Annotated in this window: 7 protein-coding genes; 4 read left to right on the top strand and 3 right to left on the bottom strand. The window is 67.6% G+C overall.

The annotated features are described in order from the left end of the window. Window positions 1–7: 7 nt before the first annotated feature. Window positions 8–205 (bottom strand): zinc-finger domain-containing protein, encoded by a 198-nt coding sequence (locus V3B30_RS18145; protein ID WP_005410967.1) that lies wholly within the window; start codon window positions 203–205, stop codon window positions 8–10. A gap of 420 nt (window positions 206–625) precedes the next feature. Here V3B30_RS18145 and V3B30_RS18140 point away from each other — a divergent pair, with 420 nt between their 5' ends. After that, entirely contained in the window at window positions 626–3,970 is a 3,345-nt protein-coding gene (locus V3B30_RS18140; RefSeq protein WP_262083706.1) for a GH92 family glycosyl hydrolase, read from the top strand. Next, window positions 3,967–4,710: a basic secretory family protein gene (locus V3B30_RS18135; RefSeq protein ID WP_262083705.1), complete on the top strand. Its 744-nt coding sequence runs from the start codon at window positions 3,967–3,969 to the stop codon at window positions 4,708–4,710. The genes V3B30_RS18140 and V3B30_RS18135 overlap by 4 nt, the downstream gene beginning before the upstream one ends. Before the next feature lie 440 nt (window positions 4,711–5,150). On the opposite strand, the gene V3B30_RS18130 is transcribed toward V3B30_RS18135, so the two are convergent. Together V3B30_RS18130 and V3B30_RS18125 are read right to left on the bottom strand one after the other, a co-directional pair. Next, entirely contained in the window at window positions 5,151–7,442 is a 2,292-nt protein-coding gene (locus tag V3B30_RS18130) for an NADP-dependent malic enzyme (RefSeq protein ID WP_262083704.1), read from the bottom strand. A gap of 229 nt (window positions 7,443–7,671) precedes the next feature. Beyond that, the gene (locus tag V3B30_RS18125; protein WP_100473868.1) at window positions 7,672–9,015 is read right to left on the bottom strand and encodes a dicarboxylate/amino acid:cation symporter; all 1,344 of its coding nucleotides are present in this window, start codon (window positions 9,013–9,015) and stop codon (window positions 7,672–7,674) included. Between the two features lie 333 nt (window positions 9,016–9,348). Between V3B30_RS18125 and V3B30_RS18120 the strand changes: the two genes are divergently transcribed. Then, the gene (locus V3B30_RS18120) at window positions 9,349–10,518 is read left to right on the top strand and encodes a porin (RefSeq protein ID WP_100473869.1); all 1,170 of its coding nucleotides are present in this window, start codon (window positions 9,349–9,351) and stop codon (window positions 10,516–10,518) included. A 66-nt stretch (window positions 10,519–10,584) separates the two neighbouring features. Beyond that, window positions 10,585–13,227 (top strand): PAS-domain containing protein, encoded by a 2,643-nt coding sequence (locus V3B30_RS18115; RefSeq protein ID WP_262083703.1) that lies wholly within the window; start codon window positions 10,585–10,587, stop codon window positions 13,225–13,227. Window positions 13,228–13,443 lie beyond the last annotated feature (216 nt).

Raw genomic sequence — 13,443 nt, 5'->3', positions numbered from 1 at the left:
CCGCCGTTTAGTCGGCCAGCACGAACACGGAGCCGCAGTACGGGCACTGCGCTTCGCCGTTGGGTTCGTCTTCGATCGGCAGGTACACGCGCGGATGCGAGTTCCACAGCGCCATTTCCGGGGTCGGGCAGCTCAGCGGCAGATCGCTGCGGTGCACGGTGTAGCGCTTCTCGGCGTTGGCGGGCGCAGTGGCGGTATGGCTCATGGCGGATGTCGGTGAACGGGTTGCGAGGCCTGTGATTCTAGCATCTGGGCCGCACCGACATTGCGCCGCAACGGGTCGTTGCGCCCGCCCGTCGATGCCTCGCATCTCCCCGCCGCACGCCGGGCGGCAGCGCCAGGCAGGATTCTGTGGTCGTTCCGGCAGGTTCGCTCACCGGAATCGCCTCCAGCGATATTTCCCGCATTTGGATCGAACTAAATGGCACTTGCCAGCGCGCGGCGGCTGTTGCAGGATCGGGCCGGGTCGCACCTCGACCCCTCCAATCCAACCCGATCGCATGGCCCGCCCCCACCGGACCGGCATCGCCTCTCCCACTGCCAGCCTGGCGGGCGGAGCGATGCCGTCCGTGGTGTCCGCCGATGCGGGTTCTGCCCGCCGCCAGCCCTTCCGGGAGACCCTTGCATGACCCTGTCCGATCCGCGCCGCGCCCTGCTTCCACTCGCCCTGGCCCTGGCCTGTGCGACCACTGCGATGCCGGTGCTGGCACAGGGGCTGCAGACCTCGTTCGAACCGGGCGAACCTGCCCCGTCACAGGCGGCGGGTGCACTTCAGGTCACGATCGGCAATGGACCGACCGCGCCCTACACCGCCAAGCGCAACGCCGGCTACAGCGGCCTGCATGCACTGCGCTACAGCAGCGCGGGCGGCAGCGCGCGGCGCGAACTGTTCAAGGCCGACCTGCCCATCGAGGCCGATACCACGCTGTCGTGGCTGGTACTGCCGGAGATCGTCGGCAAGGACACCGTCGCTTCGACCTTTGTCTCGCTGGACCTGCTGCTGGACGATGGCAGCCGCGTTTCGGCCGGTGAGGCACGCGACCAGCACGGCGTGGCGATCGGCGCACGCGCGCAGGGCGAGTCGAAGACGCTGTACCCACAACAGTGGGCCCGCAAGGCGGTGCGGCTGGGCGACGTATCCACGCTGAAGGGGCGCCGCGTGGTGGCGATCGAGCTGGAGGTGGCCAGTGCCGAGGGCGCGCCGGTCTCTGGCTGGATTGATGACGTGCGCCTGGATGCAGTGCCGAGGCAGCAGCCACAGCGCGTCTCCGACTGGGTGCTGACCACCCGCGGCACCCAGGCCAACGGCACCTTCTCGCGCGGCAACAATTTCCCGGCCACGGCGGTGCCGCACGGGTTCAACTTCTGGACCCCGGTCACCGATGCCGGCGCACTGAACTGGCTGTACCGCTGGAACGAGCAGAACGATGCGCAGAACCGTCCACAGCTGCAGGCACTGGCGCTGAGCCATCAGCCCAGCCCGTGGATGGGCGACCGCCAGACCTTCCAGGTGATGCCCTCGGCCAGCCGTGGCGTGCCCGATGCCGACCGCCGCAGGCGCGCGCTGTCGTTCGACCGCAACCATGAAAGCGCACGTCCCTACCGCTACGACGTGCGCTTCGACAATGGCATCGCCGCCGCGATCGCGCCGACCGACCATGCCGCGGTGTTCCGCTTCGATTTCCCCGAAGGCGGCGACGCCAACCTGCTGTTCGACAACGTCGACGCGCGTGGTGGCCTGACCCTGGACGCCGCCACGCAGACGCTGTCCGGCTACACCGATACCCGCAGCGGCCTGTCCAACGGCGCCAGCCGCATGTACGTGGTGGCCAGCTTCGACAAGCCCTGGCGCAGCAGCGGCCACCTCGACACCGGCCGCCCGACCGGCTACATCAAGTTCGATGCCGGCAGCGACCGGCAGGTGACGATGCGCATCGCCACCTCGCTGATCTCGGTGGAGCAGGCGCGGCACAACCTGGCACTGGAGATCGCCGCCACCGATACGCTGGAGAGCGTGGCCGGCCGCGCGCAGGATGCATGGGACGCACGCCTGGCCCGCTTCGATATCGGCGATGCCAGCGACGACCAGAAGACCACGCTGTACTCCAGCCTGTACCGGCTGTACCTGTACCCCAATTCCGGCTACGAGAACGCGGGCAGCGCGGCCGCACCGGACTGGCGCTACGCCAACCAGGCCAGCGCCAGCGATGACAACACCGACGGCAGCGCGAAGCGCAGCTTCACCGGCGTGCGCGACGGCAGGGTGTTCGTCAACAACGGCTTCTGGGACACCTTCCGCACCACCTGGCCGGCCTATGCACTGTTCACCCCCCACGATGCCGGGCAGATGGTGCAGGGCTTCATCGAGCAGTACCGTGCCGGTGGCTGGATCGCGCGCTGGTCGTCGCCGGGCTACGCCGACCTGATGGTCGGCACCAGCTCGGACGTGGCCTTCGCCGATGCATGGCTGAAGGGCATCGGCGGCTTCGATCCGGCCGAGGCCTATGCCGCCGCGCTGAAGAACGCGACCGTGGTCCCGCCCGACCGCCATGTCGGCCGCAAGGGCATGGACCGTTCGACCTTCCGTGGCTACGCCAGCGCGGACGTGCACGAAGGCATGTCGTGGACGATGGAAGGCGCACTCAATGACTTCGGCATCGCCAATATGGCCGAGGCGTTGGCCAGGCGCGCGACCACGCCTGCCGCACGCGAGCGCTACAGCACCGAAGCGGACTACTTCCGCTACCGCGCCGCCAGCTACGCGACGATGTTCGATCCGGCCGCCGGCTTCTTCCAGGGCCGCACGGACGATGGCCGCTGGCGCGTGGATGCCAAGGACTACGACCCCCGCGTGTGGGGCCACGATTACACCGAATCCAATGGCTGGACCTTCGCTTTCACCGCCGCCCACGATGGCGAAGGCCTGGCCGCGCTGTACGGTGGCCGCGACAAGCTGGCGGCGAAGCTGGATGCCTTCTTCGCCACGCCGGAAACCGCGGACCCGGCACTGGCCGGCTCCTACGGCGGCACCATCCACGAGATGACCGAAGCGCGCGACGTGCGCATGGGCATGTACGCGCACAGCAACCAGCCGGCGCACCACATCCCGTGGATGTACCTGTACACCGGGCAGCCGTGGAAGACCCAGCAGCACGTGCGCGAGATCCTGTCCCGGCTGTACGTCGGCAGCGAGATCGGCCAGGGCTATCCAGGCGACGAGGACAACGGCGAGACCTCGGCATGGTACGTGCTGGCCTCGCTGGGCCTGTACCCGCTGCGCATGGGCGCGCCGGAGTACGTGATCGGTTCGCCGGCCTTCCGTCACGCGCGGGTGGAACTGCAGGGCGGCGCGGTGCTGACCGTGAACGCGGCCAACAACTCACGCGAGAACGTCTACGTGCAGTCGCTGAAGATCAACGGCACGCCCTGGACGAAGACCTGGGTGCCGCACGACCTGATTGCCAAGGGTGCGACGCTGGACTTCGTGATGGGACCGCAGCCCTCGCGCTGGGGCAGCGGCGTGGAGGACGTGCCGCGCTCGTTGACCGCCCGTGGCCAGCGCCCGCAGCTGCTGCACGACCTGCTCGGCAGCGGCGCGAAGGCGGCGCTGGCCGATGGCCGTGCCCTGCCGGCGCTGGTCGACGACGATGCGGCCACCACCGTGGGCCTGGGCGGCGGCGCAACCATCGCCCTGACCGGCCTGGCCGAAGGCGCGCCGATGATGTACACGCTCACCAGCGGCGACGGCCGCATCCAGGGCGGCGAATGGGCACTGGAAGCACGCAACGGCAACGGCCGCTGGACCGTGCTCGACCAGCGCAGCGGCGAAGCCTTCGAGTCGGCCCGCCAGACCCGCCCGTTCCGCATCGCCAAACCCGGTCGCTACAGCGAGTACCGCCTGCGCCTGGCGGCGCCGGGCCGGCTGCCGCTGGCGGAGATCGAACTGTTGGCGCCCAGCGCCGTACAATGAACCCTATGCGCTACCGTCTGTTGCCTCTGGCCCTTGTTGCCCTTTCCTTTTCCAGCTTTGGCCAGACCCAGGCCTTTGATGCGCAGCTGACCCGCGACGGCGTGACGCTGAACTACCAGGACGCCCGTGGCGCCCTGGCCGCGCCGCAGCGCAAGCGGGTGATCGATACGTTCTACTTCGCCTACCTGCGCGAACGCGCGGACTTCCACCCGGCTGCGCCGTCGATGGTGCGCATCGTGATCGATCCGGCCTATACCGGCATCGCGTTCGTCGGCGACAAGGACCAGGCGGCGACGATCACGATCAATCCGGGTTGGCTGGCACAGCATCCGAACGACATCGACCTGGTCACCCATGAGGCCATGCACATCGTGCAGGGCTATCCGGGCTACGGCGACGCGCGGGTGCCGGGCTGGCTGGTGGAAGGCATCGCCGACTACGCACGCGACCGCTACGGCATGGACAATGCCGCGGCCGGCTGGGCGCTGCCCGGCAAGGTCGAGAAGGGCCAGAACTTCGACAGCGGCTACCGGGTCACCGGCGCGTTCCTGAAATGGGCCGAGGCCGAGCATCCGGGCCTGGTGCTGGCGCTGAACAAAGCCCTGCGCGACGGCCGCTATGCACCGGCGCTATGGCAGAAGCACACCGGCAAGGCACTGCCGGCGTTGTGGGCGCAGTACGCCAAGCCGCGTTCCGACGCACCGCCGCCGGCCCCTGCACGCCGCGGCAAGCGGCGCTGATACCCTCGCACACACGTCCGCCGGGCATCCCCGGCGCTACCGCATCGCTGCCTCAGCGCGACTGCACGAAACCTGCGTAGAGCGCGAACAGCTGCTGGAAATACCGCCGGGTCACTCGATTGCGCATGACACTTTCGCCGATGGGGAGGTGGTCGGGCCCAGGGTGGGAAGGCCGGTCCGGACCCTTCCCACGGCCAGGCCGCGTGGGCGTATTGGGCCGCAACGGCATTGCAGGGAAATGACCGGGTTGCGTAGCGCGTGTGGCAGGTTCGGCGGCCGTTGCGGCAAATGAAAACACCGGGCAGTGCCCGGTGTTCTCATTTGCGCCGACGTCCAACCGCGCCATCTTTGTTCCGGCCAAGAGCCCCTTCTTGTTGAAGGGGCGCGCCGAAGGCGGGGGTAAAGGCAGAATGCGTGGGCAGCGGAAGTGGAAAGAAGGCTTATGCCTTCTTTTCCGCTTCCAGCTGCTTGCGGATCTGCGCATCGACCGCCGCGATCGCGGTCATGTTCAGGATCCGGCGCGAGGTCGCGCTGGTGGTCAGGATATGCACCGGCTTGTTCACGCCCATCAGGATCGGGCCGATCGCCACGCCGTCGGTGAACACACGCACCAGGTTGTAGGCGATGTTGGCCGCCTCCAGGTTCGGCAGCACGAACAGGTTGGCGCGGCCCTGCAGGGTCGAGCCCGGCAGCAGCTTCTGGCGCAGCGCTTCATCCCACGCGGTGTCACCCTGCATTTCGCCATCCACGTTCAGACGCGGATTGCGCTTGAGCAGCAGCTCGCGCACCTGGCGCATCTTCAGCGCGTCCTTCGAATCATGGCTGCCGAAGTTGGAGTGCGACAGCAGCGCGACCTTCGGCTCGATGCCGAACAGCTTCATGCGGTAGGCCGCCTGCAGGGTCGCTTCGCACAGCTGCTCGGCGGTCGGGTCTTCCTGCACGTGGGTATCGACGAAGAAGAACACGCCCTGCTGGTTGATCACGCCGGTCATCGCCGAGGTCGAGGTGACCTTCGGCTCCAGCGGCAGCACGCTGCGCACGTAGCCCAGCTTCTTGTGGAAGCGGCCGACGATGCCGGTCAGCATCGCATCGGCTTCGCCACGCGCCACCATCACCGCGGCGATCAGGGTCGGGCGTGAACGCATCAGGTTCTTCGCCGCGGCCACGGTCACGCCACGACGGCCGGTCAGGCCATGGTAGTACTGCCAGTACTCGTTGAAGCGCGGATCGTCGTTGATGTTGGTGACTTCAACGTTCTCGCCGATCTTCAGGCGCAGGCCGAGGCGCTCGATGCGCGATTCGATCACTTCCGGGCGGCCGATCAAGATCGGGTGCGCCAGGCCGTCATCGACCACGTTCTGCACCGCCTGCAGCACCACTTCCTCTTCGCCTTCGGCGTACACCACGCGCTGCTTGTCGCTGCGCGCGCGGTCGTAGACCGGCTTCATCATCAGGCTGGTGCGGTAGACGAACTGGGCCAGCTTGTCGCGGTAGGCGCCCATGTCGTCGATCGGGCGCGAAGCCACGCCCGAGTCCATCGCGGCCTGGGCCACGGCGGCCGACAGCTCCACCAGCAGGCGGCGGTCGAACGGGCGCGGGATCAGGTATTCACGGCCGAAGCTCGGGGTGTCGCCGCCGTAGGCCGAGCCCATGTCGGTGGCAGCACGGCGAGCCAGTGCGGCGATGGCGCGCACGCAGGCGATCTTCATTTCCTCGTTGATCGCGGTGGCGCCCACGTCCAGCGCGCCACGGAACAGGTACGGGAAGCACAGTACGTTGTTGACCTGGTTCGGGTAGTCCGAACGGCCGGTGCCGATGATCGCGTCCGGACGGGCGGCGCGCGCCAGTTCCGGCATGATTTCCGGGGTCGGGTTGGCCAGCGCGAAGATCACCGGATCCGGCGCCATGGTCTTGACCATCTCGGCAGTCAGGATGCCCGGTGCCGACAGGCCCAGGAAGATGTCCGCGCCGTCGACGATCTCGGCCAGGGTGCGCTTGTCGGTGTCGCGCGCATAGCGCTGCTTTTCCGGGTCCAGGTCGGTGCGACCGGTGTGGATCACGCCCTCGCGGTCGAAGGCCAGGATGTTCTCCGGCTTCAGGCCCAGCTGCACCAGCATGTTCACGCAGGAAATGCCGGCCGCGCCCATGCCCGTGGTCGCCAGCTTCACTTCCTCGATCTTCTTGCCGGTGATGGCCATGGCGTTGAGCACGGCGGCGCCGACGATGATCGCGGTGCCGTGCTGGTCGTCATGGAACACCGGGATCTTCATGCGCTCGCGCAGCTTGCGCTCGACCACGAAGCATTCCGGCGCCTTGATGTCTTCCAGGTTGATGCCGCCGAAGGTCGGCTCCAGCGAGGCGATGATGTCGACCAGCTTGTCCGGGTCGGTCTCATCGACTTCGATGTCGAACACGTCGATGCCGGCGAACTTCTGGAACAGCACGCCCTTGCCTTCCATCACCGGCTTGCCGGCCAGCGCACCGATGTTACCCAGGCCCAGCACCGCGGTGCCGTTGGAGATCACCGCCACCAGGTTGCCGCGGGCGGTCAGCTCGCTGGCCTGCTGCGGGTCGGCCTTGATCGCTTCACAGGCGTACGCCACGCCCGGCGAATACGCCAGCGACAGGTCGCGCTGGGTCAGCATGGGCTTGGTAGCGGAAACCTTGATCTTTCCCGGCGGGGACATCCGGTGGTAATCGAGGGCGGCCTGTTTGAAATCTTCGTTGGACATCGATGTGGGTTACATGAATGGGCAGAAGGGACAGGGGATGATACCCCCGTTGGAGCGTCTGGACCTGTCGCTATCCTGTCGCAAGCATGCTGCGACCGCACAATTCCGTGCCGTATGCGACGGTACCGCGACACCAGCTTCGGCGCTGCCCATGACAGCCATGGGACGCCCTGAAACGCGCGGGGCCGTACCACTGTCGTGACCGGCCCCGCGGTACCACACACCTGGATCAGCCCTTGGCCGGCAGCGCCTCTGGCAGCGCATCGACCGGCGGCGGCAGTTCGCTTTCACGGCCATCCAGCGCCAGCTTCAGGCGATTGCGGTCCAGCGCGCCTTCCCAGCGCGAGACCACCACGGTGGCCACGGCATTGCCGATGAAGTTGGTCAGCGAGCGGCACTCGCTCATGAAGCGGTCCACGCCCAGGATCAGCGCCATGCCGGCCACCGGCACTTCCGGCACCACGGCCAGTGTGGCGGCCAGGGTGATGAAGCCGGCACCGGTGACACCGGCCGCGCCCTTGGAGCTGAGCATGGCGACCAGCAGCAGGGCGATCTGGTGGCCCAGGGTCAGTTCGGTGTTGGTGGCCTGGGCGATGAACAGTGCCGCCAGGGTCATGTAGATATTGGTGCCGTCCAGGTTGAACGAGTAGCCGGTCGGGACCACCAGGCCCACCACCGACTTGCTGCAGCCGGCACGTTCCATCTTCTCCATCAGCGACGGCAGCGCCGACTCCGACGAGGACGTGCCCAGCACCAGCAGCAGTTCGGCCTTCAGGTAGCGCGCCAGCTTGAACACCGAGAAGCCGCACAGGCGGCAGACCACGCCGAGAATCACCGCCACGAACAGGAAGGCGGTGAGGTAGAACGAGCCCACCAGCCAGGCCAGGTTGATCAGCGAACCGACGCCGTACTTGCCAATGGTGAAGGCGATTGCACCGAAGGCACCGATCGGAGCGGCCTTCATCAGGATGTGCACCAGCTTGAACACCGGAGCGACCAGCGCCTCCAGGAAGTTCACGATCGGCTTGCCCTTCTCGCCCACCGATGCCAGCGCGATGCCGAACAGCACGGCCACGAACAACACCTGCAGGATGTTGCCATCGACGAACGCGCTGAGCAGCGTCTTCGGGATGATGTCCATCAGGAAGCCGACCAGGGTCAGGTCATGCGACTTCTTGACGTAGTTGTTGACGTCGGTCTGGTCCAGGTCGAGCGGATTGATGTTCATGCCCGCGCCGGGCTGCACCACGTGCGCCACGATCATGCCGACGACCAGCGCCAGCGTGGAGAAGAACAGGAAATACACCATCGCCTTGATGAACACACGGCCCACGGTGCGCAGGTGGGTCATTCCCGCGATGCCGGTGACGATGGTCAGGAAGATCACCGGCGCGATGATCATCTTCACCAGGTTGATGAAGGCATCGCCGAGCGGCTTCATCTTCTCGCCGACCAGCGGTTCGTAGTGGCCGAGGATGGCGCCCAGGACGATCGCCACGATCACCTGGAAGTACAGCTGGCGATAGATCGGCAACGGCTTTGCAGGCACCGGTGCTGCGGTCGGGATGTGCATGGCGGACTCCGGAAGGGGCGTTTTCAGGCACGTACGGCCCCGGAACTGCACGGGAACCGTAACCGTGGAAACTGCTCGCAGGCCCTGTGCTGCACGCGCGGGGGGGTGCGACCAATGGACGCCTTTGTACGCGCTGGGCACGCTGGCGCAGATAACCTATTGGTACTAGCCCGCCGGTTCAGGTGGCCGCGATGCCTACACTGGCGCCGCACCGCCCGATCACGGGGAGGCCGGTGGCCCGAGCTGAACGGCCGGGCGCGTCATTGCGAAAGTTCCGGCCGTTGCGGCCGTTGTTGTCCTGTCCACACGCAATCTGAGAGAGCCGCACCCAACATGCGCCCGATTCCCACCTTGCTGGCCCTGTCGCTGGCCGCGCTTCCCGCCTTCGCTTCGGCTGCCGATTTCGACAACTGGCCGACCAAGTACGCTTTCGGCGACGGCACCGAGCTGGCGGCCACCGCCAACATCGCCTACGACTACAACGATTTCTCCTCGGGAAGTGGCCTCGAGGACGACGACGCCGTGCGCCGCAAGGAGTTCGGCGCGACGCTGAAGAAGAAGGGCGTCTATGACGCGATGGTCTACTACGACTTCCAGTCCGACACCTGGCTGGACGTGTTCGTGCGCTTGGAGAGCAAGGCCTTCTTCGGCCGTGACGTCGGCCGCTTCCGCTTCGGCTACATGAAGACTCCGGTCGGCCTGGACGCGAACACGTCCTCGCGCGCCGGCACGTTCCTGGAAACCGCGCTGCCGGTGCAGGCCTTCTACGCCGGCCGCCGTACCGGCGTGGAATGGGTGCTGGAGCGCCCGCAGTACCTGCTGCAGGCCGGCGCCTATGGCGGCAAGGACCTGCAGGGCGACAACCCCGGCACCACCCAGGCCGTGCGTGCGGTGTGGACGCCGGTGAAGGCACCGGGTGATGTGATCCACCTGGGCCTGGCCTACTCGCAGGAGAATCCGCGTGGCTACAGCGATGGCCGCGACGTGCACCACGAGGCCAGCGCCCGCCTGCGCGCGCGCCCGGAAGCCGGCCTGACCGACATCCGCTACGTCGATTCCGGTGCGCTGGTCACCGCCGACCAGATCCGCCGCACCGGCCTGGAAGGCATCTGGATCCGCGGCCCGTTCTCGCTGCAGGCCGAAGCCCTGCGCGCTACGGTCACCCGCCATGACGGCAAGCCCGACTACACCGGCAGCGGCCAGTACGCGATGGCCAGCTGGGTGCTGACCGGCGAATCGCGCCCGTACAACGCCGGCGCGGTGGCCAACATCAAGCCCGCACACAACTACGGGGCAGTCGAACTGGTAGCCCGCTACAGCCGCCTGGATCTCGATGACGGCGACATCCTCGGTGGCCGCCAGCATGACCTCACCCTGGGTGCGAACTGGTACCTGACCAGCCACTTCAAGTTCCAGGCCAACTACGTGAAGGTCGACGCCAGCCGTCGTGGCGTGCACAGCACGCCGGAGATCTTCGAACTGCGCGCGCAGATGCACTTCTGACCCCTTCCACGTCAGACCCCGGCGGGCGTGCACGCCACGCCCGCCGGCCCTGCGTAGACTGCCGCCATGTATTGGCTCAGCCGCCATCGGATGCTGTTGCTGACCCTGCTGGTGATGGTCGGTGGCACCATGCTGTGCGCGGTTGCAGCAGGCCATTACGCCTGGCGCCGCGCACTCGGCGAGGAAAGCAGCCAGGTGCAACGCCAGCTGCAGCTGTACGGCCAGGGCCTGAAGCAGCGTATCGACCGTTTCGGTACGCTGCCGCAGGTGCTGGCGCTTGATCCGGATCTTCTGCATGCACTGCGCGTGCCGCCCTCGCCTGTTGAACGGCAGCGGCTGAACCTCAAGCTGCAACGCGCCAATGAAGTCACCCGTGCCTCTACCCTGACCCTGGTTGGCCACGACGGCGTGGCGGTGGCGGCCAGCAACTGGGACCAGCCGACCACCAACGTCGGCGAGAACTACAGCTATCGCCCCTACTACCGCCAGGCGCTGGCGCAGGGCCGTGGCCGCTTCTACGGCATCGGGATGACCACCGGCGTGCCCGGCTATTACCTTTCGCAGGCCATTGAAGAAGACGGCAAGCGGCTGGGCGTGGTGGTGATCAAGGTCGAGTTGTCCGCACTGGAACAGGAATGGTTGAGCAGCCCCGACGTGGTGCTGGCCAGCGACGACCACGACGTAGTGTTCCTGGCCAACCGTGACAGCTGGCGCTACCGGCTGCTGCGCCCGCTGGGCGCCGATGAGCGCCGCGAGATGCTGGACGCCCGCCAGTACGCCGACCGTACATTGCAGCCGCTGCGCGCACGCACCGAAGACGTGCTGGCCGACGGCGGCCGCATGGTGCGCCTGCTGGACCCGGCGCTGCCGCAGCCGATGCTGTGGCAGAGCCTGCCGCTGCCCGCCGAAGGCTGGAACCTGCACTTGCTGCACGACGCCAGTGCCGCCACCGCTGCCGGCCGCGCTGCGGCAGTCACCGGTGGCGCCGCATGGCTGGCACTGGGCTTCCTGGTGCTGTTCGTGCAGCAGCGCCGGCGCTTGGCCAAGCATCGCCTGCGCAGCCGCCGCGAGCTGGAAACCCTGCTCAAGCAGCATGCACAGGAACTGCGCACCGCGCAGGATGGCCTGCTGCAGGCCGCCACCGATGCCGACAGCGGCCTCAGCCGCAGCCTCGAACACCTGCCGCAGGGCGTGGTGGTGATCGACCGGGACCTGCGCCTGGTCGCGTGGAATTCGCGCTATCTGGAACTGTTCCGCTTCCCGCTGGACCTGGTGCGCGTGGGCCGGCCGATCGAAGACCTGTTCCGCTTCAATGCACGCCGTGGCCTGCTCGGTCCCGGCCCGGTGGACGAGGCCATCGAGCGCCGCCTGAACCACCTGCGCAGCGGCCGCCCGCACATGCGCGAGAGCGAGAAGGACGACGGCACGGTGCTGGAGATCCGTGGCAATCCCCTGCCCGATGGCGGCTTCGTCACCAGCTACGCCGACATCACCAGCTACAAGAACGCGGCGCGTGAACTGCGCTCGCTGGCCGATGCGCTGGAACACCGCATTGCCGAACGCACCCGCGACCTGGACGAAGCACGCCGCGAAGCCGAGCAGGCCAACCGCTACAAGACCCGCTTCGTCGCCTCGGCGGTGCACGACCTGCTGCAGCCGCTCAACGCGGCGCGCATGTTCGTCTCGGTGCTGCGCGGCAAGCTGGGCGACCCGTCGCAGCAGCAGACCGCCGATCACATCGATGCCGCGCTGGCGGCGCAGGATGCGATCCTCAACAGCCTGCTTGACATTGCGCGGCTGGAATCGGGCAGTCTCCCCACCCGCGTGCAGGCGTTCCGGCTGGGCCCGCTGCTGCAGACGCTGGCGCGCGAGTTCGGTATCGCCGCGCACTCACGCGGCCTGGTGGTCGACTGGGTTGATACCAATGCCGTGGTGGTCAGCGATGAAGCGCTGCTGCGGCGCATCCTGCAGAATTTCCTGTCCAATGCACTGCGCTACAGCGAACGCGGCCGCGTGCTGCTCGGCTGCCGTCGCCGCGAAGGCATGCTGTGGATCGAAGTGCACGATCAGGGTCCCGGCATTCCCGACGCGTTGCAGGGCGAGATCTTCGAGGAGTTCCGCCGTCTGCACGACGGCCAACAGCGCGGTGCCGGCCTTGGCTTGGCCATTGTCGACCGCATCGGCCGCCTGCTCGGGCATCCGATCCGGCTGCGCTCGCAGCTGGGCCAGGGCAGCGTATTCGCCGTAGGCGTGCCGTTCGGTGAAGCCAGCGCGATTCCCGCCTCTGCACCCGCGCCGGTACTGGCGCAGGAACCGGCCGCGGACAATCCACTGCGCGGGCGCCGGGTGTGGGTGATCGACGACGACCCGCACGTGTGCGCGGCCAGCCGCGCGCTGCTGGAGCGCTGGGGCTGCGAGGTGTCTCTGGCCGATGGCCCACAGGCGGCTCTGCAGTTGGCCAGTACAGCAACCGTGCCGGAGCTGGTGTTGCTGGACGTGCGCATGGGCGATCACCACGGGCCGGTGCTGTACGAGACATTGGCCGAACTGTGGCAGGCCCGTCCGCCGGTGGTGCTGGTCACTGCCGAGCGCGATGCGGGATTGCGTGAGATGGCCGCCGAGCGTGGCTGGGGGATGATGGCCAAGCCGGTGAAGCCGCCGGCGCTGCGGGCGCTGATGAGTCAGTTGCTGATCCGGCATCGCGGGTAGTTTCCAGCCAACGGCGCAGCCCCTCGGGGGTGGTGTCTGGTTGGTCGTGGAAAGCAAAAGCCGTGGGGGGGGGGGGGGGGCGGGGGGGGCGGCGGGGGGGGGGGGGCCCCCCCCCGCGGGGCGGCCCCCCCCCCCGCCCCCCCACCCCGACCGGCCTCTGACAGATTTCGGTGGCCTGCCACCCACGGAGAAGAAAAAGAAGATCAAAAGCGGATC

The organism is Stenotrophomonas sp. SMYL41 (assembly GCF_036319965.1).
Classification (GTDB): Bacteria; Pseudomonadota; Gammaproteobacteria; order Xanthomonadales; family Xanthomonadaceae; genus Stenotrophomonas; species Stenotrophomonas maltophilia_R.
This window is presented reverse-complemented; position numbering and strand designations above follow the sequence as displayed.